This is a genomic window from Shewanella sp. (genome assembly GCF_013214165.1).
Lineage (GTDB): Bacteria > Pseudomonadota > Gammaproteobacteria > Enterobacterales > Shewanellaceae > Shewanella.
The window spans coordinates 1-24,741 of record NZ_JABSSM010000064.1; the positions used below are offsets into that span (position 1 = coordinate 1).

Sequence of the window (24,741 nt, forward strand, 5' to 3'; positions counted from 1 at the left end):
CGGACGCGGGATGGAGCAGTATGGTAGCTCGTCGGGCTCATAACCCGAAGGTCGTTGGTTCAAATCCAGCTCCCGCAACCAATTCTTTGTAAGTAGAATTAAAATAACTTATGGCGTTTATCAGACGCGGGATGGAGCAGTATAAAAGCTACTCGGACTCAACTATTTATTAAAACAAGGCGAAGGTCGTTGCCCTGCTTTTATAAAAGTAATCCAGCTCCCGCAACCAATTCTTTGTAAAACGTCGTTGCCCTACTTTGTAAAAAACAATACAACCGTAGCTCAGTTGGTTAGAGCACTACCTTGACATGGTAGGGGTCGGTGGTTCGAATCCACTCGGTTGTACCAATCCTTCAGTAAAAATCATTCAACATCCCCCACTCATCTAGTGTTTAAATCATTCTCACACAAGATAGACCGACACCAAACAGCTCATATCACTCCATTTAACTCTAAGATCCTTGCCTCGCCCTTATTAAAGTAATCCTGCTCCCCTGAGTAATAATCTAGAAAGATATGCCTAACCGAACACAAACTGCTCATCATTGTGCACAAGTGTGAGTAGCACTAATACTAATCGGTATAAGACATCACCCAGATACACTAATCCCTCGATGATATCCCTATTTTGAATGTTGACGCTTATGCTCACTAGACACCATACCTGCATAGATCACCGAGCGATATCGGGTTGAATATTGAAATTTAGCCCGTTATGGAATTAGACCTCCTTGCTTAAATATGTGATCATCAAGATGATTTTTTAAGTGACTGATGTGACAGTGAGTCGCGCAGTGATAAAAGGAAGCACTAATGAGTCAGCGTACCTTACATAGCCTCTTTAACCCGAAATCTGTCGCCATTATTGGTGCCTCGAATACAGAAAAACGTGCCGGTAACGTCATCATGAGGAACTTGCTCGCTGGCGGTTTTTCCGGTCCAATCATGCCGGTAACCCCAAAATACCAAGCTGTACTCGGTGTTCTCGCCTACCCCAATATTGAAGCACTTCCATTGAAACCCGATTTAGCCATTATCTGTACCGCAGCCGACAAGGTACCTAGTATAGTCGAAACCTTAGCTCAGTTTGGTTGTAAGACAGCGATAATCAATGCCTCTGGGATGGGGCAGCAGTTAAATGATATGGGTGTTGATCTGCTAACACTGGCAAAGAATAACGCTAAGCGCTATGGCATGCGGCTCCTTGGACCAAATAGCTTAGGTATGATACTGCCCAATTTAGGATTAAATGCCAGTTTGGCTCATACTAGCGCACTACCAGGAAAAATAGCCTTCGTGTCACAATCGGCGGCAATATGCACTACGGTACTCGATTGGGCCAATAACAAGGGGATCGGCTTCTCCTCTTTTATTTCTCTGGGTGACACCACTGATATCGATTTTGATGAGCTTCTCGACTATTTAGGCAGAGACTCAAGCACCAGTGCCATCATGCTCTATATCGATTCCATTAATGAGAAGCGCCATTTCCTCTCTGCTGCACGCGCGGCGTCGCGTAACAAACCCATATTGGTGATCAAATCAGGCCGTAGCCTTGAGGGGACGAATGCCGCCAGGCTGCACACAGGTGGTCTCACGGGCAACGATGCGGTTTATGATGCCGCTTTTAGGCGCGCCGGAATGCTAAGGGTCAACGACTTAATCGAGCTATTTGCCGCCGTTGAAACCTTAGCCCACTCCTCACCTCTTCTTGGTGAGCGGTTGGCCATTATCACTAATGGAGGCGGACCCGCCGTACTTGCGTTAGATCAACTCATGCTAAGGGGGGGGAAGTCGGCAGCATTAGATGATGAAACTTACCAGGCCCTCAATCGACTACTTCCCTCTACCTGGTCTGGGCAAAACCCGATAGACATAGGCGGAGACGCCAATGCAGAGCGCTATACCAAGGCTGTAGAGATCATGATGAACAGCCAATTAGCCGATGCAATCTTGGTACTGCACTCACCTTCGGCGCTAGGAGATAGCGTCGAAATAGCCGATAGGTTAGCTGAGATGGTAGCCAAACACCCCAACAGAAAAAGGGTCAATATCCTCACCAACTGGAGTGGTGAAGATGCCGCTTATCAGGCACGTAAACGGTTTAACAAAGCCGGACTGCCGACATACCGCACAGCCGAGGGAGCCGTTGGCGCCTTTATGCATATGGTCGAGTACCGAAGAAACCAGAAACTCCTGCAGGAAGTACCTCAATCGATACCAGATAATATTCCAACAGATGCTTTCAAAGCCAAAGCAGCACTGGCAAGAGCAAAAAAACGGGGCAAAAAAATCTTAGAGACCCATGAGTCACAAGAGATCTTAAGTGCCTATGGGTTAAAAACCATAGACACTTATGTCGCCCATGACCCACACACAGCCGCAGAGATAGCACAAAATATTGGCTACCCCGTGGCCTTGAAAGTGCAATCTCCCGATATTCATCATAAATCTGATGTCCATGGAGTCATGCTCAACTTAAGCAATAATGAAGAAGTGATACAGGCTGCTATAGCTATTAAAGAACGTGTGTTATCAACAAATCCAGATGCTCGTATCGAAGGACTGTTAGTACAGAAGATGGCATTAACGGCCGGAGCCCAAGAGATCCGTGTCGCGGTCATCAATGATCCTGTTTTTGGCCCAGCAATCTTACTCGGCGAGGGAGGTTCTGAATGGGAGCCCTCAACAGATGCAGTGGTAGCCCTGCCCCCCTTGAATATGACACTAGCTAGATACATGGTGATCCAAGCACTGAAGACTAAGAAACTCAGGGATCGTCATCTTCCTTTGGGTCTAGATATGAACGCACTATGTGTGATGTTGACACAGATTTCTCATCTGGTGATCGATTGTCCCGAAATTGCCAGTATCGATCTTAACCCTGTGCTATGCGCAGGGGAAAATATAACCATGTTGGATGTAAACATACAGCTCAATGATCATCCCCTCGATAACACCTCTCGTCTCGCCATTTCCCCCTACCCAAAAGAGCTAGAGCAAGTCGCTCAATTAAAAAATGGTCAAGAAGTAATGTTGCGGCCCATTTTGCCGGAAGATGAACCTAAACATCTGGCGTTCGACAACTCTCTGTCTGATGAAGACAGGTATAAACGCTACTTCGGTGTCCGGTCAAAAATGACTCACGAGGAGATGGCTGTGTTGACTCAAATCGATTACGCCCGGGAGATGGCTTTCATCGCAACATCCAAAGGCGAAGACGGTGAAGATATTACCTTAGGTGCGATACGGGCTTCAATCGATCCGGATAATACTGAAGCTGAGTTTGCCATGGCGGTGAGGAGCAATCATCAAGGACAAGGCTTAGGTAGGCTTTTATTGGAAAAATTGATCGCTTATTACAAGACTAATGATACTCAAGTACTCACCGGATTTACCATGTTTGAGAATCGTAGCATGGCTAACCTAGCTAAACGTCTTGGTTTTACCGTCACGTTCGATATGGAAGAGCGCTTAATCAAGATGGATATGCAACTGAAATAGTCAGTGACTAGATATCAGACTCACTAAAAGTCTGATATCTTCAGGATTATCCGCCGCAAACACAGTTCCTTCCCGACGATTTTGCACGATACATAGCTTCATCGGCCCTGACAAAATAGCTTTCACGATCGTCACCGATATGGAGAGTCGATACTCCCAAAGAAACGGTAATAGACCCCAAAGATAATTTTTTATCCTTACCTATCGATAATTTACGTTCTGAAATAACCTTACGTAAATGCTCAGCCACTATCAATGCGTCTGTTAGGCGTGTATTGGGTAGTAAGATCACAAACTCTTCGCCTCCATATCTAGCAACAAAATCTGTCCCTTTCACCGCTTGTTTCAACGCTAATGCCACATAGGCAAGCACTTTGTCCCCGACTAAGTGACCGTGGGTGTCATTAAACAGTTTAAAATGATCGATATCGATTAAAAGCAAACAACTTGGAGACTGAATTTGAGTAAATTCTTGTATGTGTTTCATCACTTCTTCCTCGAAACTGCGTCGATTGTTAAGTGATGTAAGTTGATCTGTCATGGCAACCAAATTGAGGTTTTCCATTTCACTTTTTAAAGAGCTCACCTCATCACTCATGGTGCTTAAACTCCCTTGCATTTGCTTATTACTTAAAATCACTCCTTCTATATTATCGAATAAGCTATTTACCAGCGTGTTGAGCACTTCGAGATTGGGTTTTTGTTTTAACTCTTGATTGAAGTCAAATAAAGTGTCGGAAAAACTGGCTGAGCCTTGAGTTAATCTACTGACTTGTCTGAATAAAGCATTGATGATGATTTGAGTTTCAATCTGAACATTCTCAATCACTTCTGCTGATTTTTCTTGAATAAAATTTTTGTGAAGTCCTTCATTTACTTCCGTACAAAAAGTGATCCCATTTGAGATAAGGCCATCGATAGCACGTTTAAGGTCTAAATTAATACCGAGATAATATTCATACCAAACAGCGTAATTGACAGGCGTGACGGGAATATTGAGTTCAGACATTTTAGGTACTGCATGCCTAAGAATTTTTGCAGACAGCTCCGTATCTGTTAGATGTTTCGCTAAGTTCATACTTCAGCTGCCCCATGAATGATTATAAGTAGAGTTTTATAGGGATCTGGTTAAAACAAAGGATCCCGTTCACAATAAAAAAGTAGCGTTACAATAAACAAAAAAGAGCATTTTGCCATCCTCTTTGTTCATTATTTACTTAGGCTGCCTACATGCGCTGAAGATGTCCAATTTTTTATCGTATACTTCTTATTTAACGTTTATTAATCTGAATAAAGAATAAAAAATATTGTCATGAGAAAAGCCAGCTACTCGCGTCTTAGCCTTGAGACATGTCAGGTCTACATTATTTTATGCGGCAAAGCCATCAGCAAGCCAGATCAACATAAGGGCATCGACATTAGGCTAAAACAATAATTAAGTTTAGCGCTAGCGCAGTGAAAATATGTGTACATATAAATAACAATGTCCGCTAACAGGCGTAGGAGTTTTAACTTAGCGAGAAGTGACATCGACTATAAGGGAGACGGAAACTAAAATTCGGCATTGATACGCTTCATAAAGCTAAGCAGTTGTACTCTTTCTGCATCAGAAAACTCAGCCGTAAGCTCTCCAGTCAGTTGCAAATGTAACGCATCATGCTCTCGATACAGGGCTTGACCTTGCTCCGTGAGTGCAACTAAAATTGAGCGTCTATCTGACTCGTGGGGCATACGAGTCACCAGATCAGCGTTAACCATCTTATCTATTTGTACCGTCAGTGTACCTGTGGTGACCCCTATTTTCTCTGCCAGTTCCTTCATCCTCATAGGACCATGCCCGCCTAAGATCTCTACCGTATGAATTTGTGGCAGACTGTAACCATTATCTTTCACCACAGCCTGTTCCCAGGAAGAAAGCTTTTCGTAAAATTCAACCATGACATGATTTAACTGATCTTCAGTAGATTTCATTTGCTTCTCTTAATATGATCACTGCAATATGTATGTGCTCATGACGGACCGCCGTGAGCACATATTAACTTTACGCGCTACATTCTGCCTGGTTTGAGGCATTAACTTCAATGGTCAAATGGTGAAGACGGCTAAACTGACTCAATTTTTCTTTGTAAAAAGCGGTATCTTTAGGCGCAGTTGTGACTATAGCAATTTCTGCAGCATAGTGATCGGCGCTGATCCGCCAAACATGAATATCCGAAATTTTATCTTGAGTATCAGACTCGATAGCCTGGACTATCTCCTGTTTATAGTCATTTTCAATACTTGCATCTAGCAGAATCGGTGCCGTTTGTTTTAATAACTGCCAAGCCCACCTGGTGATGATAATCGAGCCGACGATCCCCATGATGGGATCTAGCCAGTTTAACCCATAGAGTTTACCTAATAATAAGGCGCCTATGGCGAGTATCGACGTCAGTGCATCCGCAAGCACATGAAAATACGCGGCCTTTAAATTATGGTCATGGGTCTGAGTATGCTCATGAGCATCTTCTGCAGCATGACTATGGGAATGCTCATGTGAATGACCGTGAGAATGACCGTGAGAATGACCGTGAGAATGACCGTGAGAATGACCGTGAGAATGGGAATGTGTGTGATGGTCCTTTAATAAGAAAACACTGATCACATTCACGGTAAGTCCAATAATGGCAACCATGATAGCTTCGTTAAAATGAATCTGATGTGGACTGAAGACTCGTATAACAGACTCAACTAACATGATGAGCGCCACAAGCCCAAGGGCAATAGCACTGGTAAAGCCCCCTAATACACTGACTTTCCCCGTACCAAAGGAGAAATCCGGGTTATTTGCATGTTTTCTTGCATAATGATAAGCAAAAAGCGTGATCATAAATGCGGCAGCATGGGTTCCCATATGCCAGCCATCAGCCAGTAATGCCATCGATCCATAAACGGTTCCCGCAACAATTTCGACAATCATGGTCACTACTGTCAAGTAGAGCACATATCGAGTATTACGCTCTCCGGCATCGCTGACCGAAGCAAAATTATGCGTGTGTTGCCATTTTTCTGCAGCATGACTTATTTTATTCATCTTAAACCTTAACCATAGATATAATTAATTTTAATAACCGGGTCTATAGCAGGATATCTCCCGCATGCAACTACCAAGCTAGTATTCGTTGACCGCCTCACGTGTCCAACAATATGTTTTGATAATCAAACATTGTAATTTTAGTATAGTTTGATTGCCAAAGCATATGTTTTTATTTTAACTTGTGAGGCAAAACAAATTGTTTATGATCTGTATCAATTCGCTTATAGGTTAAGTTAATTAATTTAATCAGGTTGTTTTACTGAGTATATAGAGAATAGGATAGTTAAATCAGTCACTAAGATGATGTTATGCGCTTCAGTATTATTTGAGCATAAAAAAGGCTGCCATTTAGGCAGCCTTTTATCATTAATGTATATGCTAAGAATGAACCTTTAGCTTACTCCAGCTATAAGCCAAGGTTTAGTGGCTATATGCCGCTAATGGCTTCTTTACAGAGTTTGGTAATACGAGCCCAATCGCCTTGCTCCATCGCATCCGTGGGCGCTATCCAGCTGCCACCAATACAATCGACATTCTTGAGCGCCAGATAATCACGGTAGCTGCTCGGCGTGATCCCACCCGTAGGGCAGAAACGAATATCAGCAAGTGGACCAGAGAAAGCCTTTAGAGCATTGACTCCACCCGATGCTTCGGCCGGGAAGAACTTGAAATTGGTATAACCAAGTGACATGCCAACCATCACTTCAGAGATACTGGCAACGCCCGGTATCAAGGGAATATTGCCTGCCATCGCCGCTTTTAACAGGCTAGGTGTCGCACCAGGTGTGATAACAAATTGGGCGCCAGCATCGACAGCTTGCTGTAGCTGCTCTTCATTTAAGATCGTACCCGCACCGACAAGTGCTTCGGGAACTTCTTTAGCAATTTTTGTGATAGCTTCTAGTGCACAAGGCGTACGTAAGGTCACTTCTAGGACACTGATCCCGCCGGCAACTAGCGCCCTAGCTAAAGGCACGGCATCTTCTATCTTATTGATCACCATGACAGGAACAATAGGGCTGCGTTTAAAAATATCTTGTGCTTGTAATGACCAGTTATTCTCAGGCATTCTTAACTCTTCCTTTAAAATATTTCGTCGATGGCACTGGTGCAGCGAGCACCCGTTTCAGGACTACTTAAATTTGCTCTTAATGCACCGAATAATTCTCGGCCCATACCGTAATTTGTTTTACGAAGTTCCACTTTTTCGGCCTCGCGCGTCGCTAATTCGGCGTCACTGACCAAGAGGGTGAGCTCGCCAGTTAACGCATCGACACGGATCATGTCACCGGATCTCACCTTGGCAATCAAGCCACCATCGAGCGCTTCTGGCGTCAGATGAATGGCTGCAGGCACTTTTCCCGAAGCACCGGACATACGGCCGTCGGTCAATAGAGCAACCTTAAAACCACGATCTTGTAGTGTACCAAGTATTGGCGTGAGCTTATGTAACTCAGGCATACCAACAGCCTTAGGGCCCTGCCCCTTAACGACAACCACACAATCTTTGTCGAGATCGCCCGCTTTAAAGATGGCTTCGAGTTTATTTTGATCATCGATAACAACGGCCGGTGCCTCGACCACTCTATGTTGCTCAGATACAGCAGACACCTTGATAACGGCTCGGCCCAAATTACCCTTGAGTAGCTTCAAACCACCGTTGGCCTGGAACGGTTGAGCGACCGAAGTCAATACCTCAGTGTCCAGACTGGTGACTTGACCTTCTACCCACTTGATTTCACCGTCGATCAATCTTGGCTCTTGGGTATAACGGCGAAGTCCATGACCGGCAACGGTATTGACATCTTCATGAAGCATCCCGGCATCGAGTAGCTCTTTAATTAAGAAAGCCATACCGCCGGCGGCGTGGAAATGGTTGATGTCCGCATGACCATTTGGATACACGCGAGCGATAAGAGGCACTGCATCTGATAGCTCTGAGAAATCATCCCAGTTGACTATGACTCCGGCAGCACGTGCCGCCGCGACAATATGCATGGTCAGATTAGTCGAACCGCCTGTAGCCAGTAGCGCAACGATACCGTTCACGATGGATTTCTCGTTTACAATCTCACCGATAGGCGTGTACTGCGTGCCCATCTCAGTCAGGCGACAAACTTGCTTTGCAGCCGTCTTACTTAACACTTCTCTTAATGGGTCATCTGGATTAACAAACGACGATCCTGGTAGCTGCAGCCCCATGACTTCGAGCATCAACTGGTTACTGTTAGCCGTGCCATAGAAAGTACAAGTACCGGCACTGTGGTAAGAGGCCGATTCAGCTTCGAGTAGTTCGGCTCTGTCTACCTGGCCTTGAGCAAACTTCTGCCTGATACGGGCCTTCTCTTTATTGGGAATACCCGATTTCATCGGGCCAGCTGGCACGAATAACATAGGTAAATGACCGAAGCTGAGTGCGCCGATCAATAAGCCTGGGACGATTTTGTCACATATACCCAGCAGTAAGGCACCATCGAACATGTTATGCGACAGGCCTATTGCGGTGGACATGGCAATCACTTCGCGGCTGAGCAGACTGAGCTCCATGCCGGGCTGACCTTGAGTCACACCATCACACATAGCTGGCACGCCAGCTGCGACCTGTGCCACGCTACCGACTTCGGCGCAAGCTTGCTTCAATAGGTCCGGGTAGGTTTCATAGGGCTGGTGAGCCGAGAGCATGTCATTGAATGACGTGACTATGCCTATGTTAGCCTTAGTTAAGCCCTTGATTGATTGCTTATCATCTGGATTACAGGCTGCAAAACCATGGGCCAAGTTACCACAGCTCAACGAACTGCGATGAACCCCATGTTGTTTTGCTTCATCGAGCGCCGCCAGGTATTTAGCCCGTGACACTTTACTGCGTTCGATAATTCTATCGGTTACAGCTTGTACAACTGCGTGCATAATAACTCCTTAAGCGCTCCAGTAAACGTCGACTGGTGTCTTATGTTGTGCCAATACGGCTCTGATCGGCATACTATTTTCATCTTCATTTTCAAGCGCTTGACGATAAACTGCTAACTTTTGTTCACCGACGATATGTAGATATATTTGACGACTGGCCAAGATCGCAGTTTTTGACAGAGACAACCTTGGATTAGGTGCTGAGCCAGGGTTGACCGCTACGCATAACTTCTTCGTCGATAGTGCTTCTTCTATCTCTGTCGAACAGGGGAACCAGGAGCAGGTATGACCGTCGTTACCCATGCCCAAAACGACGACATCGAATGGATTTGGGAAGTTGGCTAGTTGTTCTATGGTCATTGCACAGCCCTCCTCCGGCGAAGAGAACATGTTTTTAAGGCCGCGAAATTTGGCGGTGTGGGCCTTATTCTGTAGCAGATGCGTCCTAACAAGCTTCTCGTTAGAGGCATCTGATTCATTGTCGACCCAACGTTCATCGGCCAGAGTGATGTACACCTCACTCCATTCAACATTCTTGTGACTAAGCAGTTGAAAGAGTTTTACCGGGGTCGAGCCACCAGAGACAATCAGACTCGCTTGACCTCGGGTATCGACCGCTGCCTGCAGTTGCTTAGCAATACGCTCAGCAAGCTGGTTTTCTAATGATGTCTTATCATCGAATGATTTGAACACACTTTCTTTAATCATGACTAAATCCTCTTACTCATCCCAAGAACGGCCGTCTTTAGCGATCAAAGCCACTGATGCAACTGGGCCCCAGCTGCCGGCAGGATAGGCTTTTGGCTTCTCGTTGCTTTCTTCCCACGCTTGAATGATTCCATCGACCCAGGTCCAGGCCTGTTCGACTTCATCACGACGTACAAATAGCGCCTGATTCCCCAACATGGCTTCGAGTAGCAGACGTTCATAAGCATCTGCGATACGTTCACTTTTAAAGGTCTCGGAGAAACTTAAATCGAGTTTGGTGGTCTGTAGTCGTTGCTTTTGCTCAAGACCTGGAACCTTATTCATCATCTGAATTTCGACTCCTTCATGGGGCTGAAGTCGAATGGTTAATTTATTTGGCGGCAAGGTTCTATAGCTTGAGCGATAGAGGTTATGAGGTGGGTTCTTGAAATAGACGACAATTTCAGAACTCTTAGCTGGCATACGCTTACCACTGCGAAGGTAGAAAGGCACCCCAGCCCAACGCCAGTTATCGATATCAATTCTTAAGGCAACAAAGGTCTCAGCATTAGACTGAGTATTAGCGCCCTCCTCTTCGAGGTATCCGGGAACCGGTGAACCTTGCAAGAATCCGGATGAGTATTGACCACGAACCGTGTTCTCATAGATATTGTCTGAATTGATAGGACGAAGTGATTTGAGCACTTTGACTTTCTCATCACGTATACTATCGGCATCTAAGTCTAAGGGCGGATCCATGGCGACCAGTGTCAGAACCTGCAACAGATGATTCTGGATCATGTCACGCATCTGACCCGCCTTATCGAAGTAACCCCAACGACCTTCGATACCTACCTCTTCGGCAACGGTGATCTGTACATGATCTATGGTACGATTATCCCATTTAGAGGCAAATAATGAATTGGCAAAACGAAGTGCGATAAGGTTCTGAACGGTTTCTTTACCTAGATAATGATCAATACGGTAAATTTGATTCTCATTGAAGAAGGCAGAAACATTGTCGTTGATGATTTTAGAAGATTCGAGATCGTAACCTATGGGTTTTTCTAACACCACACGAGTATCGGGATAAATCAGGTTTTGCTCATTAAGGCAGCGACAGATATCACCGAAGATGGCCGGTGGCGTCGCAAAATAACTGACCATCACCCTTTTCTCGGGCTCTAGTATGTCATGGAAAGGTTGATAACCTTCTGACTCAGTAAAATTCGTGCCTATATAATGGCATCGTTGTAAGAAACGCTCGACGGTCTCCTCACAGAGATCCTCCTTCACAAAAACATTCAAAGCCTTATCGACTAACTGTTTAAATTCTTCTCTAGTAAAGGCATCCTTCGCTACGCCAATTACCTTAGTATCGACATTCAGCAGCCCTGCTTTGTCTAATTGATATAAAGAGGGAAGTAATTTACGCCGCGCTAAATCACCTTTAGTACCAAACAATACAAAATCACAAGCTTTGGCTTCTGGTGTTGTTATGCCCATAGCTTCTCAATCTCCTATCTCACTGTGTTCAATCGATTCGATATGAATCCCACATATTTGTTGTAATATAACAACACAAATTGATAATTGCATCTTTATTTTGCAAATAACATCTATTAGTAAACTAGGCATACCACCCTATGATCTGGTATGCTTTTCGTGATTAAATTACTATTTACAGTAGAAACTTTTAATCCCAGCAACGTTATAATCCGTCATAGCGGTCAAGTTTCTCATTTGGAGCAGCTTTCTAAAATGACAGCCAAGAAATAATAAAATTACATGTTTTTTCGAGTGGACGTACGCATATGAATACCCTAGAAAAGGTTCAAAAAAGCCTCACCCATTTTAGTAAATCAGAGCGCAAAGTTGCAGAAGTCATTTTGGCTTCTCCGCAAACGGCTATCCACTCAAGTATCGCGACTCTTGCCAAGATGGCCGACGTGAGTGAGCCCACTGTTAACCGCTTCTGCCGTCGATTAGACACCAAGGGCTTCCCGGACTTTAAACTCCACCTAGCTCAAAGTTTAGCTAATGGGACCCCCTATGTCAGCCGTCATGTGGAAGAAGATGACACTCCTGATGCCTATACCACAAAAATATTCGAATCATCAATGGCTTCTCTCGACGTAGCCAGGCAGAGTATAGATACCAGTGCCATCAATAAGGCTGTCGATATTCTCACCCAGGCTAAAAAGATCTCTTTCTTTGGCCTAGGCGCTTCGGCCTCAGTGGCCCATGATGCACAGAATAAGTTCTTTCGATTCAACGTACCCGTCATCTGTTTCGATGACGTGTTAATGCAACGTATGAGCTGTATCAACAGTGGAGAGGGTGACGTTATCGTGCTTATCTCACATACAGGCAGAACCAAGTCTATGATTGATATCGCCAGGATTGCCCGTGAGAATGGGGCAGCCGTCATTGGCATAACCACCCAAAACTCGCCGCTATCGAGCGAATGTACACTGCCAATTACCATGGAAGTGCCGGAAGATACGGATATGTACCTACCTATGGCCTCCCGCTTAGCACAATTGGTCGTCATTGACGTATTAGCGACTGGCTTTACCCTGCGCCGCGGACCTAGATTCAGAGAGAGTTTAAAGCGAGTGAAAGAGGTGTTGAAAGAGTCCAGGATAGACAAGGATACTATACTGTAACTGACTTTCTTTAGCTTCCACGGCAGTACAACTTACGTTTACTGCCTTTTTTCCCTCCTTTTACAGCCTCACTTCACATAATTATTATATTGTTTTAGATCATTTTGTTTGTAACTTTCCTACAAAAACTCAAATCCTCTGTTAATATAGTGTCAGAATTTATTTAAAACTTAACGGAGTATGTCATGTTCCGCAGAACCAAAATTGTAACCACTTTGGGTCCCGCTACCGACCGCGATGACAACTTACGCCGCATCATCAAGGCTGGCGCTAATGTTGTTCGATTAAACTTCTCCCACGGCTCAGCCGAAGATCACATCAAACGTGCTAAAGATACACGCAGAATAGCCGCTGAACTCGGTGTTCATGTCGCTGTACTGGGCGATCTTCAAGGTCCAAAAATTCGTGTTTCGACCTTTAAAGACAACAAAAAAGTTCAGCTAGACCTAGGTCAAAGCTTTGTCTTAGATGCTGATCTTCCCAAGGGTGAAGGCGATGAGAAGCAAGTCGGTATCGACTATAAAGAGTTGCCAAACGATGTCTGCATCGGCGATATCCTTATGCTGGACGATGGTCGTGTACAACTAAGAGTCGAACGTGTTTCAGGTAATAAGGTATACACAGTTGTCACCGTTGCCGGACCTTTATCCAATAACAAGGGCATCAATAAGCAAGGTGGCGGTCTGTCTGCTGCTGCGCTAACCGAGAAAGATAAGCGCGACATCATTACCGCTGCTGAAATTCAAGTCGATTATCTTGCGGTATCTTTCCCTCGTACCGGTGCAGATCTTGATTATGCACGTGAACTTGCCCTTAAAGCCGGCAGCAAGGCTCTGATAGTGTCTAAAGTTGAACGCGCTGAAGCGGTTGCGACTGACGAAGCTATGGATGATGTGATCAGAGCATCCGATGTGGTCATGGTTGCCCGTGGTGATCTAGGTGTCGAGATTGGCGACCCTGCACTCGTAGCCGTACAAAAGCGACTCATCAGCCGAGCTCGCCAGCTCAACAAGAGCGTGATCACGGCGACTCAGATGATGGAATCTATGATCACCAGCCCAATGCCAACTCGTGCTGAAGTCATGGATGTGGCTAACGCCGTTCTCGATGGTACAGATGCTGTGATGTTGTCTGCAGAAACTGCGGCTGGTGACTTCCCAGAAGAAACCGTCAAGGCGATGGCTGAAGTCTGCCTCGGTGCAGAATTACACCCAAGTGTACAAATATCTAAACATAGACTCGATGAAAGTTTCGATTCAGTAGAAGAAACTATCGCGCTATCGACCATGTATGCGGCCAACCACCTTAAAGGCATCAAGGCTATTGTTGCGTTAACTGAGTCCGGTGCGACTCCCCAGTTAATGTCTCGTATCAGCTCAGCCTTGCCAATTTTTGCTTTGTCACGCCATGAAGTGACTCTAGCCAAGATGGCCGTATATCGCGGTGTGCAGGCAGTACATTTTGACTCTACCAATGTCAGTGCCGAAGACGTTGCGCGTAAAGCGTTAGAAACACTGACATCAGCGGGTTACCTCGAGAGCGGTGATATGGTGCTGATGACTAAAGGTGATTCGATGGAAACGATTGGCGGAACCAATACCTGTAAGGTGTTGATCGTCGCGTAATATCTCATCCTTCAGCAAAAAGGGCACGCTTTCGCGTGCCCTTTTTTGTAGGGGCTCCTCTATTCGTTTATGTCTACAAGCACAGCAAGATGTCATACAAGCCCACACATAATGTAATATTTAGCGAGAGTTCAAAGCTCTGTATATAGCTCCTCGGTAACGGCTCCTGCGTTACTCTCGATAATTGCTCCTGCATTATTCACCCTTCACCCGTCCATGAGCTCGTACCTACTGCATCTGACCTCCAGGGGCCAATGATACTCCCGGTATCATTATGGCATTCCCTACATCCCTGTAGGTCAAGGAGGAAATGTCTTATTTTGTATGGAACAAAATTGACCATGCAGTCGTATATCGAGAACATTCAACGTAGCATAAAGGGCTTTGCCCTTTGCTTTAAACATCAGCCGCACTGGGTGAGGCTCTGATCTGAGCAGCAATATGAGTGAGATTAATAAAAAGGACGCCGAGGCGCCCTTTCATGTATTAAGCGAGTATTGTATGTAATTACAATGAACTGAAATCATCGACATTGATTGCAGCCAGCCTCAGCTTATCGGCAGCAAGCACCGACTCCAATTCAACCGCATCGATAACTTGTGTCTCATGGGCGAGCTGAAATAGAGGCAGATTAGCCATCTTCTTAGGTAAGGTCCCGCCTCGCTGGGCCATTTTAATCTTCTTATGGATCTGTCGACAGTTAAACTGCGCGATAAAGGCAGCTTCAACGTCGGCAATACCACTGGTATCGCCCTCGAATTCTGGACATAAGAAGGTAATACGATCACGTGCAGGACCTGGCTTTAACATGCCTTGAACCAGATCGATGGCCATCTTATCTGTCACACCATTAAAATGGTTGCCCAAGGGAAATATCAGTGCCCTCATCATCCAAGCAACAGGACGGTTAGGGAAATTGCGCAGCGCGCCTTCCAAGGCCTGCGCAGCCTTATGTAATCGGGTGGCCATAACATAACGCACCGCAGGAAGATCATCATGCTGACGACCGTTATCTTCGAACAGTTTCAGGGTTGCTGAACCTAAATAGAGCTCGCTGAGCACATCACCCATCCTTGCCGATAACATCTCTTTTCGTTTAAGATCCCCACCCATGATCAACATAGAGACATCGGTCATAAATGCTAGCGCCGATGAGAGTCTCGACATGTCTTTATAATACTGCTGTGTCTCACCGCTCACCGGAGTCTGATTAAAACGGCTGGCCGTTAACGCACAAAAGACAGCACTGAATGCATTACGAGCCGCATAGCCGATATGACCGAGCAACAAGGAGTCGAATCGTTCCAATGCGGCTTCCTTGTCGTCCATAGCCGCAGTTTCCATCTCAGCAAGCACGTATGGATGACATCGAGTCGCCCCCTGACCGAATATCATCAGGCTACGAGTCAGAATATTAGCCCCTTCAACCGTAATTGAGATAGGGTTCGCCATATAAGGGTGTCCCAGATAGTTTTTCGGGCCGAGCTGAATCCCCTTACCCGATTGAATATCCATGGCATCGTTAAGCACATCACGGCTCATCTCAGTCATATGATACTTTGCAATCGCCGTCACGACCGATGGCTTTACTTTCAGATCGATACCCGTTGTCGTCAAACGTCTCGCCGCTTCTAACTGATAAGTATTGGCTATGATGCGGGCGAGCGCTTCTTGCACACCTTCAAAGTTACCGATAGAAAGGCCAAATTGATGCCTTACATAGCTGTAAGCCGTCGTTGTTTTCGTCGCCGTGTGACCACTAGCCGTCGCCAGTGCAGGTAATGATATTCCCCGCCCTGCAGATAAGCATTCCACCAACATGCGCCAACCACGGCCAGCATATTGAGGTCCACCTATGATCCAATCCAAGGGAATGAAGACATCTTCCCCTTGAGTGGTGCCATTCATAAACGCCATGTTGAGCGGATTATGTCTCTGCCCTATCTTCACACCGGCGTGGTCTGTAGGTATCAAGGCGCAGGTGATCCCAATTGCCTCTTTATCACCTAACAAACCATCTGGGTCACGCATCTGAAAGGCCAGACCAAGCACTGTCGCCACCGGAGCTAAGGTGATATAGCGTTTATCCCAGTTAAGTTTAAGCCCCAGCACCTCTTCGCCTTCAAACTCTTGGCGACAAACGATACCTTCATCAGGCATAGCACCGGCGTCAGATCCAGCCTCTGGCCCCGTCAGTGCGAAACAAGGCACAGCTTCGCCACTGGCCAATTTAGGCAACCAATGCTCTCTCTGTTCCTGAGTACCGTAATGAGTGAGTAGTTCACCTGGACCTAAAGAGTTGGGCACCATCACAGTCACAGCGGCACTGACGCTGCGACTGGCGAGCTTACTGACTATGGTCGAGTTAGCATAAGCAGAGAAGGCCTTACCGCCATATTGCTTAGGAATGATCAGGGAGAAAAAGCCTTCGTCCTTAAAATATTGCCAAAGTTCAGGTGGCAGATCTTTGCGATTTTGCACTATGTCATAATCATCGATCATGGTCAGTGCGGTCACCACCTGATTATCGAGAAAGGCTTGCTCTTCTGAAGTGAGTGTAGGCTTACCATAACTATGTAAGGTTTCCCAATTGGGCTTACCTCTGAAAAGCTCACCTTCCCACCAGACATCGCCGGCCTCCATCGCTTCCTTCTCGGTATCGGATAACGGCGGGAGAACTTTCTTAAAAAATGAAAACACAGGACGCGTGATGAACTGCATCCTGATATTTTTGACACCAAAGAGCACAATAATAATCAAGAGTGCAAGTATAAACAGAGTCATGATTTTACCTTTTGTTCTATTTAAGCTGAAGCTAAGCCGTTACCGGAACCGCAACACCTGCTGAAAGATAGGGGATAACTTTACGTATAACGGCTTCGATATCATTATGTTCCCCGAAATCAGCCGCCGCGATTTCTGTTAACGCATCGGCCGAGGCCATGGTGAAGACCACAGTACCTAAGGTAAAGTGTAAACGCCAAAACATCTCCGCGGGAGGAATATGAGGCGCGCTGTCGGCTACCGCTTTTACAAATTGAGTGAGATGGTCACCGTAATGCGTGGTGATAAACCACCTAAGATGCCCCTGACTCTCGATATAGCCTCTACCGAGTAGTTGTAAGAAGGTACGGGTACCCTCGGACCTTAGTTGATTGAGATCTAACAAAGGTTTCACTAAGGCTGAAAAAATATCATTAAGCGACGCCTCTTTATCAGCACTCTGTAAACTCATTATTTCAGACGAGGCTGCAGGCATAAAAACATCGAGATAACGCGCTAAAACAGCCCGTATTAACTCTTTTTTTGAGCCAAAATGATAATTCACTGAAGCAAGATTGACTTCAGCCTTACTGGTGATCAGACGTAAAGAGGTTTCAGAAAAGCCTCGCTCTGCAAACAACTTTTCTGCAGCATCCAGTATTCTTGTTTTTGTATCGGATCGATTTGCCATTCCGTAACCTTAACTCTATTTTAAACACTCGTTTAAATTAAACATTGGTTCACATTTTGTCAAACAAAATTATTGGTCAACTGCAAGCTACGGCTAGATTTACACCCAATTCCGGTTCTTTTGCCCCCTTCTACTTTTAAATCCTTGGTTATTAGTTAAAATGCTCAACACAAAAACAACAAAGGAAATGAATTAATGTCACTTTCTATACCACAGCTTTCACGTCTTTCGCTGGTTATTACGCTTTCACTGGGAATATCAGCCTGTAATTCATCTGAAAATGATGACAATCACTCAGATTTATCTAAAAAACAAGAGGCTGAGCAATTTCTAAAACAGTCTGAGCAGACATTGAGTGAGCTGTCTATTGAAATTAATCGCGCCGAATGGATCTACAGTAACTTTATCACCGACGATACGGCGGCCCTGTCAGCGTCTGCCAGCGAGAAACTCACCGCAACCTCAGTCAGGCTAGCGACTCAAGCCGCTCAGTATAGCGATTTAGCACTTGATGATGCCAGTCTGCGTAAACTCAATATTCTGCGCAGTTCATTAGTGCTACCGGCCCCACTCGATCCGGCAAAAAATGCCGAACTCGCCGGGATAAGTTCACAGCTCAATGGCTTGTACGGCAAGGGAAAATATTGTTTCGATGACGGCCGCTGTTTAACTCAACCCGAACTGTCAACAATCATGGCCGAGTCCAACGACCCCAAATTATTGCTCGAAGTATGGAAAGGTTGGCGTGAAATAGCTAAACCCATGCGCCCTCTATTTGAGCGAGAAGTTGAATTAGCCAATGAAGGCGCCAAAGATCTTGGCTACGAAAATTTATCGGTATTATGGCGCAGCCAATATGACATGAAGCCCGATGAATTCTCAAATGAATTAGACAGGCTATGGGGTCAAGTTAAACCTCTTTATGATTCATTGCACTGTTACGTCCGTGGCGAGCTCAATCAAGCCTATGGCGATGAAGTCGTCCCGGCCAATGGACCTATCCCGGCTCATCTGCTGGGTAATATGTGGGCGCAAAGTTGGGGTAATGTCTACGATAAAGTCTCGCCACAGGATGCAGATCCTGGCTATGACGTCACTAAGCTGCTTGCCGAGCATGACTATGATGAAGTCAAGATGGTTAAACAAGCCGAACGCTTCTTCAGTTCACTCGGTTTCGATGAACTACCCGATTCATTCTGGGAGCGTTCATTATTTGTCCAACCACAAGATCGTGATGTTGTGTGTCATGCATCGGCCTGGGATCTGGATAACCTCGATGATATACGGATCAAGATGTGTATTCAGAAAACAGCGGAAGATTTTACCGTTATCCATCATGAGCTAGGTCACAACTATTATCAACGAGCCTATAAAAACCAGCCATTTATCTTCAAAAATAGTGCAAATGACGGTTTTCATGAGGCGATTGGTGACACGATTGCGTTATCTATCACTCCGAGTTATCTGAAACAGATAGGTCTACTCGATGAAGTCCCAGATGCATCCAAGGATATAGGCCTGTTACTCAAGCAAGCATTAGATAAAGTCGCCTTTATGCCATTTGGCTTGATGATCGATCAGTGGCGCTGGAAGGTGTTCAGCGGCGAAATAACACCGGATCAATACAACCAAGCCTGGTGGGATCTCAGAGAGGAATATCAAGGAGTCAAGGCTCCCATCGAGAGAAGTGAAGACGACTTCGACCCTGGTGCTAAATACCATGTCCCCGGCAATGTCCCTTATACGCGTTATTTCCTGGCTCACATTTTACAGTTCCAATTCCACAAGTCCCTGTGTGAGACGGCAGGTGATACTGGTCCGGTACATAGATGTAGCATCTATGGCAATAAAGAAGCGGGCAAGAAACTCAATACCATGCTGGAGATGGGACTCAGCCGCCCATGGCCGGAAGCCTTGAAAGTGGTCACCGGTAGCCCAGAGATGGATGCCAGTGCCGTTCTCGATTACTTTGCCCCGTTACACGTTTGGTTAAAGGAGAAAAACACCCAGGCTAAGCGCCAATGTGGATGGTGATGCTATTAAGCCAATAGGAATTAACCACTAGAAATCGTTCGGCTTAATGACATAAACGAAAAAGGGCGTTATTTTCATAGCGCCCTTTTTGCTATGCAACATTAGGCTCAAACAACACATAGCACCAGTCGACACACTTTGTTAAGAACTAAAACTTTAGATATTCAAGGTCATCTATTATAGTGACGTCAGTAATGGTGGATCTGAAAAATTTAATGTCATTAATAAAAATAATCTTAGTGGGTCTATTCTCATTGCTGTACATGATACAGCCGGCAATGGCGCAGTCAGAAGATAATAAAGCCATAAATCAATTATATACCCAGTTTGCACTAGCATTTAATCAACTAGATGCAGGCATAGTTGAGAATATCTATGCTGAGGATGCATGCTATGTGCCTGAAAATCAGAGTAAGGGCATCACAGTGGGTCGTGACAACATCATCGCGGTTTATAAGAAGTTTTTTGGTAAGATTAAACACAAAGAAGCCCGTATCGAAGTCGATTTTAGAGTCGTAGAACGTCAGATGGAAACCAATAACGCGACAGATGTCGGCTACTTCCTGATCCGATTTCACCCCGCTGAAGATGCCGAAGAACCTATCAGTGAGTTTGCGGGAAAATTTGTCAATGTATCCAGAAAGAATGCCGATGGAAAATGGTACCTGACCGTCGACACCAATAACCGTTCGGAAACGCCATTTTACTACAATGCAAAACCTACCCCGGAACTGTATTATGGCCGTCTATTTTTACCACTTACAGCCGAAATCCATGTCGAACAAGATTAACATGACTTGCCCTTGTGCTATTAACACCCTGCACAACCCGCCTTTATATCATACTTGCTGTGGACCATTTCATGCTAACGCCCTAAAGCCAGCCACTCCAGAGCAATTGATGCGCAGCCGCTACACGGCTTTCGTCATCAAGCTATATGACTATTTGATAGACACTCATCATCCCGAATACTTACGTGGCCTCACAGCCAGCACACTAGCCCAAAGCCCGGAAACTCACTGGTTAACACTGGAAATTATCTCTTCATCAAGCACTGACTTGCATGGGCAAGTTGAATTCCAAGCTTGGTATAAAGATGACTCAGGAATCAACGCAATTCACGAGCGCTCAGATTTTCAGTGTATCGAAGGAGACTGGCTTTATACCCAGGGAGAACAGTTCGACGCCATTTTCCCTAAACGTAACCAAGTTTGCCTTTGTGGCAGTGGTAAGAAATTTAAGCAGTGTTGTCTATAATGTATTAATCACAAGACTGAAACTAGGGGTAGATAAACAGGACTTTTTAATGGATCAGCTCAGGATTAGATTTAAATAAAAACTGACTAAAGTCAGACTCTCTCAAGGCGGGACTGTAAAGAAACCCCTGAGCCTGGTGACATCTATGTTCCGCTAAGAAATCTTCTTGTTCCTTGGTCTCTACCCCCTCAGCAGTTAAGGATATATTCAGCGCCGAAGCCATCGCTATGATGGCACTCACAATCTCACGACTCTCTCGGCTGACGGTCAGATCAGAAATAAACGAACGGTCAATTTTAAGCTTACTGATGGGGAACTGTTTTAGATAACGCATCGAACTGTAACCCGTACCAAAATCATCGATAGCCAAGCCGACACCGAGTTCAGAAAGTTCAGTACATAACTTGGTCGCATAATCTATGTCTTCCATCAGTTCTGTCTCTGTGATCTCCAAAATCAGCGAGCCGGGGTAAAGTCGATAGCGCGACATCAAGTTCCACACCTGTTCGAAAAGATTACCACTAAAAAATTGACGGGCCGATACATTCACATGCATGGAGATATCAACTTGGTGGTGTTGCCATAAATTAAGTTGCCTACACGCGGCTTCCAACACCCAGGCACCAATGGCATTTATCATACCGGTTTGCTCGGCAATATGGATGAAAGCACCGGGATACAGCACCCCTTTCTTAGGGTGGTGCCAACGAATCAAGGCCTCAGCTCCGATATATTTTTTGCTCTTAAGGTCTTTAAGGGGTTGATAGTAGAGCTCGAACTCTCTGCCTCTCAGTGCGGTTTGCAAGTCACGTTCTATCTGTGCGTCTTCTTTGAAACTATTGAGTAAGGCATTATTAAACACTTGAATCTTATCACTTTGCTTTTTCTTCGCGTATTGTAGCGCGATATCGGCACAGGCTAAGGGAACGAAACTGTCTTCGACAGAGCCAATATCTACAATCGCCAAAGCCGGTTTTGGTTTGATCTGTTCACGGCCTATGGTGACAGGCAGAGTCAGCTGACTGTATAGCCTGGCGATAATGTAGTCCATATCCATTTGATTCTGCATGGGGAGAATAATCGCAAACTCATCGCTGCCCACCCTGGCAAGTTGTTCGGTTTTATTGACATTAGCAAAGTGCTTCAGGCGTCTGGCCACTTCGTTCAGTAATGCATCCCCACTTTTATGACCATAGCTATCATTGAAACGTTTGAAACCACAGAGGTCGATAAGGATAAGTTGACCCGATTGACAGTGCTCTAATTCTTTATTGAAATAACTGCGGTTATACAGCCCAGTCAAGCCACAACGCCAGGCTAGATGCTCTAATTTAGCCTGATACTGCTTTTCTTCTGATATATCATCGGCTTTAACCAGTGCGTAATGATTACCTCGTTCGGTAATAAATTGTTTAACGGAATACCTAAGCCAGTAATGCCTGCCATCTTCTCGTAAAACTTGATTCTCTCCCTTAGCCACTGAGCCCATTGACACTTTTTCTAAGGCGAGTTTAGCTTGCCCCGGGTGCTGTTTAATAAAATCGAGTCGTTTAAATGACTGGCCAATGATTTGATGTTTAGGGATACCCGAGATGTATTCATGAGCTTGATTGACATATTCGATCAAATTGGTTTTTAAGTTAATCAACATACTCACCTGCTCTGATTCTTCGTCGGCACTGAGCAATAAGGTGAGCCTCTCATCTTTCTCATAAGCGTTACGGGTTGCCAGAGTCAGTGCGAGTTGATCGGCCACATGTGTCGCAATATGAATTTCACTATCGCTCCAAGCGGACACAGATGTTCTTTCAAGATACAAGATACCTTCGAGATGGCCGTTAATTCTAATCGCGACATCTAGGGAAGACTTGATACCTTTAGGCTTGAAATAGACATCTGCAATCTCTATAACCCTAAGATCTCGATCCACATCGCTTATATCTAGCAAACACTCGCTTCTGAGTTTTGCAATATAATCTGGACAATCTGCGGGGGCCGGACGTGAATAAACATCAGGCAACAGGGGACCATAATTAGCAGTCGAGCTAATTTGATTATCTTGACAAGAAAGCATACAGACGCCCACGTAGGTGACGGCAAGCTGCTGACACAATAATTCTGTCGCCAACTCAGCCGTTTCCTGAAAATTGCCCGCTTGTTTTTCTGTAGAGTTAACAATGCACTCTAGTAAATCTTGATACTCACGCTTCTTCACGAATATCCCTAAAAAGTAAGCAAGAATGCCCACTTAAAACTTCATGTGATGATTAATGTATTCAAAGTTATTGAAACTATTATTGGTATTATTTTTTTCGATTGAGCCTACACAAATTATTACACTTGAGCAACAAGGTGATAATGTTAAATCGCATTTTCTAATTGGAAAATCATTTTTTCTGCACTAAAAGCAAAATCAATCGTTAGGCTGATACCTGAACCTACACTCATTAATTCGACGCTGACATTATCGAATCTGGCTTGAACTTTTTTCCGTAATGACTCTGATCCAACCTGAGCTTCTGCCCCGCTAAAGTTGACGACCAATTGCCTGTCGTGTTCATCGATCACGGCGCCAATATCGGCGTAACTACCACAATCATTACACGTATCGTTAACTAGGCTAGATTGTGCATTGTGAATATTTTTCATGGAACATCAGTCTCGTAAATGAACATAATTTTACATTATACGCCAATGTCATTGAGGCATTGTCAGATACCTCAAACTTCAACAATATAAACGATACAATTTAACCCACTGGCCAGGGTTAAACAGCAAGGGGAGCAAGATCTCCCTCGATTGAATCCTCTGATAATAAAAGCTCTGCTAACACGTGGCAATGATTCGACTCATCTGTCTTTGCTGAGAAAGAATATCAACAAAATGAGGAAGAGCGAGATCTGTTGAATGACCATAGTCCTGATCGAGGTCATTCGATTTTGACCTGATGAATTTTTCTCGTGTTAAGAGATCACAGTTTGTCAGCACCTCTTGCATCTCCACGGATTCATTTCCTCGGGTAACCATAGCTTCGGCTTGGATAGCTTGGGCCAATTGAAAAGCGCGAGCACCGCCCTCTCTAAATACCCGACTATGTTCTACCGGCGAGCTAACCACTGACAGATCGGCAATTAACTGCTGAGGTTTTGCGATATCAAACTTTGTTCGCAGTAGATCATCACTATCTTTACCCGGCTGGTCAGTTTGAAATTGAGCCATATCACGAGCATCGGGTGATAACAGGGCCAATAAAAGAGCAAACTCTCCCCGACGACCATTATCTATCGCATGATTAAGCCTAGTGCCTAATTGTGACTCATTTACTAACACTGAACTCGATCGCATAAAAAAACATCACTAAATCAACTCGTTGATAGTTAATCGACCGCTTAAACCATAACTTTAGCTTTTTTTTCAAATAGAGGCTTTACACGCTTGTAGTTTGTGACTACTATTGCCGCCGCAATTGAGGAGGGGTTCCCGAGTGGCCAAAGGGATCAGACTGTAAATCTGACGGCTCAGCCT

Annotated in this window: 18 protein-coding genes and 2 tRNA genes; 8 read left to right on the top strand and 12 right to left on the bottom strand. The window is 45.1% G+C overall.

What is annotated here, in order from left to right; all coding sequences use genetic code 11:
• The first annotated feature begins 4 nt into the window (after positions 1-4).
• The 3 genes from HRU42_RS15910 to HRU42_RS15920 all read left to right on the top strand — a co-directional run bounded on the left by HRU42_RS15910 (position 5) and on the right by HRU42_RS15920 (position 3,504).
• Positions 5-81: transfer RNA gene (locus HRU42_RS15910), tRNA-Met, on the top strand.
• A 190-nt stretch (positions 82-271) separates the two neighbouring features.
• Positions 272-348: transfer RNA gene (locus HRU42_RS15915), tRNA-Val, on the top strand.
• Positions 349-813: 465 nt separating this feature from the next.
• Positions 814-3,504, top strand: a complete 2,691-nt coding sequence (locus tag HRU42_RS15920; RefSeq protein ID WP_295032407.1) for a bifunctional acetate--CoA ligase family protein/GNAT family N-acetyltransferase — start codon at positions 814-816, stop codon at positions 3,502-3,504.
• Between the two features lie 46 nt (positions 3,505-3,550).
• Here the strand turns inward: HRU42_RS15920 and HRU42_RS15925 are convergent, their stop codons facing one another.
• From HRU42_RS15925 to zwf, 7 genes are all read right to left on the bottom strand, one after another.
• Positions 3,551-4,582, bottom strand: coding sequence for a GGDEF domain-containing protein (locus tag HRU42_RS15925; RefSeq protein WP_295032409.1), 1,032 nt, complete (start codon positions 4,580-4,582; stop codon positions 3,551-3,553).
• Between the two features lie 473 nt (positions 4,583-5,055).
• Positions 5,056-5,475 (bottom strand): MarR family winged helix-turn-helix transcriptional regulator, encoded by a 420-nt coding sequence (locus HRU42_RS15930; RefSeq protein WP_295032410.1) that lies wholly within the window; start codon positions 5,473-5,475, stop codon positions 5,056-5,058.
• Between the two features lie 70 nt (positions 5,476-5,545).
• Positions 5,546-6,577 (bottom strand): CDF family Co(II)/Ni(II) efflux transporter DmeF, encoded by a 1,032-nt coding sequence (gene dmeF / locus HRU42_RS15935; protein ID WP_295032411.1) that lies wholly within the window; start codon positions 6,575-6,577, stop codon positions 5,546-5,548.
• Between the two features lie 430 nt (positions 6,578-7,007).
• The gene (locus tag HRU42_RS15940) at positions 7,008-7,649 is read right to left on the bottom strand and encodes a bifunctional 4-hydroxy-2-oxoglutarate aldolase/2-dehydro-3-deoxy-phosphogluconate aldolase (RefSeq protein ID WP_295032413.1); all 642 of its coding nucleotides are present in this window, start codon (positions 7,647-7,649) and stop codon (positions 7,008-7,010) included.
• A 14-nt stretch (positions 7,650-7,663) separates the two neighbouring features.
• Positions 7,664-9,490 (bottom strand): phosphogluconate dehydratase, encoded by a 1,827-nt coding sequence (edd, locus tag HRU42_RS15945; protein ID WP_295032415.1) that lies wholly within the window; start codon positions 9,488-9,490, stop codon positions 7,664-7,666.
• A gap of 9 nt (positions 9,491-9,499) precedes the next feature.
• Positions 9,500-10,198 (bottom strand): 6-phosphogluconolactonase, encoded by a 699-nt coding sequence (pgl, locus tag HRU42_RS15950; RefSeq protein ID WP_295032417.1) that lies wholly within the window; start codon positions 10,196-10,198, stop codon positions 9,500-9,502.
• Between the two features lie 12 nt (positions 10,199-10,210).
• Positions 10,211-11,683, bottom strand: a complete 1,473-nt coding sequence (gene zwf, locus HRU42_RS15955; RefSeq protein WP_295032419.1) for a glucose-6-phosphate dehydrogenase — start codon at positions 11,681-11,683, stop codon at positions 10,211-10,213.
• Between the two features lie 308 nt (positions 11,684-11,991).
• Here zwf and HRU42_RS15960 point away from each other — a divergent pair, with 308 nt between their 5' ends.
• A complete protein-coding gene (locus HRU42_RS15960; RefSeq protein ID WP_295032421.1) occupies positions 11,992-12,846 on the top strand; it encodes a MurR/RpiR family transcriptional regulator in 855 nt (284 codons plus the stop codon).
• 185 nt (positions 12,847-13,031) lie between these two features.
• Complete coding sequence (gene pyk, locus HRU42_RS15965) at positions 13,032-14,471, top strand: pyruvate kinase (RefSeq protein WP_295032423.1); 1,440 nt, start codon at positions 13,032-13,034, stop codon at positions 14,469-14,471.
• A 507-nt stretch (positions 14,472-14,978) separates the two neighbouring features.
• Here pyk and HRU42_RS15970 read toward each other — a convergent pair.
• Together HRU42_RS15970 and HRU42_RS15975 are read right to left on the bottom strand one after the other, a co-directional pair.
• Positions 14,979-17,258 carry an acyl-CoA dehydrogenase gene (locus HRU42_RS15970; RefSeq protein WP_295032435.1) on the bottom strand — a complete coding sequence of 760 codons (2,280 nt, stop codon included), beginning with the start codon at positions 17,256-17,258 and terminating at the stop codon, positions 14,979-14,981.
• A 28-nt stretch (positions 17,259-17,286) separates the two neighbouring features.
• Positions 17,287-17,925: a TetR/AcrR family transcriptional regulator gene (locus HRU42_RS15975; protein ID WP_295032425.1), complete on the bottom strand. Its 639-nt coding sequence runs from the start codon at positions 17,923-17,925 to the stop codon at positions 17,287-17,289.
• 195 nt (positions 17,926-18,120) lie between these two features.
• On the opposite strand from HRU42_RS15975, the gene HRU42_RS15980 reads away from it, so the two are divergent.
• From HRU42_RS15980 to HRU42_RS15990, 3 genes are all read left to right on the top strand, one after another.
• Entirely contained in the window at positions 18,121-19,959 is a 1,839-nt protein-coding gene (locus HRU42_RS15980) for a M2 family metallopeptidase (protein WP_295032427.1), read from the top strand.
• A 215-nt stretch (positions 19,960-20,174) separates the two neighbouring features.
• The gene (locus tag HRU42_RS15985; RefSeq protein WP_295032429.1) at positions 20,175-20,750 is read left to right on the top strand and encodes a nuclear transport factor 2 family protein; all 576 of its coding nucleotides are present in this window, start codon (positions 20,175-20,177) and stop codon (positions 20,748-20,750) included.
• Positions 20,734-21,216 (top strand): YchJ family protein, encoded by a 483-nt coding sequence (locus tag HRU42_RS15990; protein WP_295032431.1) that lies wholly within the window; start codon positions 20,734-20,736, stop codon positions 21,214-21,216. The genes HRU42_RS15985 and HRU42_RS15990 overlap by 17 nt, the downstream gene beginning before the upstream one ends.
• A gap of 46 nt (positions 21,217-21,262) precedes the next feature.
• Here the strand turns inward: HRU42_RS15990 and HRU42_RS15995 are convergent, their stop codons facing one another.
• The 3 genes from HRU42_RS15995 to HRU42_RS16005 all read right to left on the bottom strand — a co-directional run bounded on the left by HRU42_RS15995 (position 21,263) and on the right by HRU42_RS16005 (position 24,561).
• Complete coding sequence (locus HRU42_RS15995; protein ID WP_295032432.1) at positions 21,263-23,431, bottom strand: EAL domain-containing protein; 2,169 nt, start codon at positions 23,429-23,431, stop codon at positions 21,263-21,265.
• Between the two features lie 146 nt (positions 23,432-23,577).
• Positions 23,578-23,865: a DUF406 family protein gene (locus HRU42_RS16000; protein ID WP_295032433.1), complete on the bottom strand. Its 288-nt coding sequence runs from the start codon at positions 23,863-23,865 to the stop codon at positions 23,578-23,580.
• A gap of 177 nt (positions 23,866-24,042) precedes the next feature.
• Complete coding sequence (locus HRU42_RS16005) at positions 24,043-24,561, bottom strand: VC2046/SO_2500 family protein (RefSeq protein ID WP_295032434.1); 519 nt, start codon at positions 24,559-24,561, stop codon at positions 24,043-24,045.
• Between the last annotated feature and the right edge of the window lie 180 nt (positions 24,562-24,741).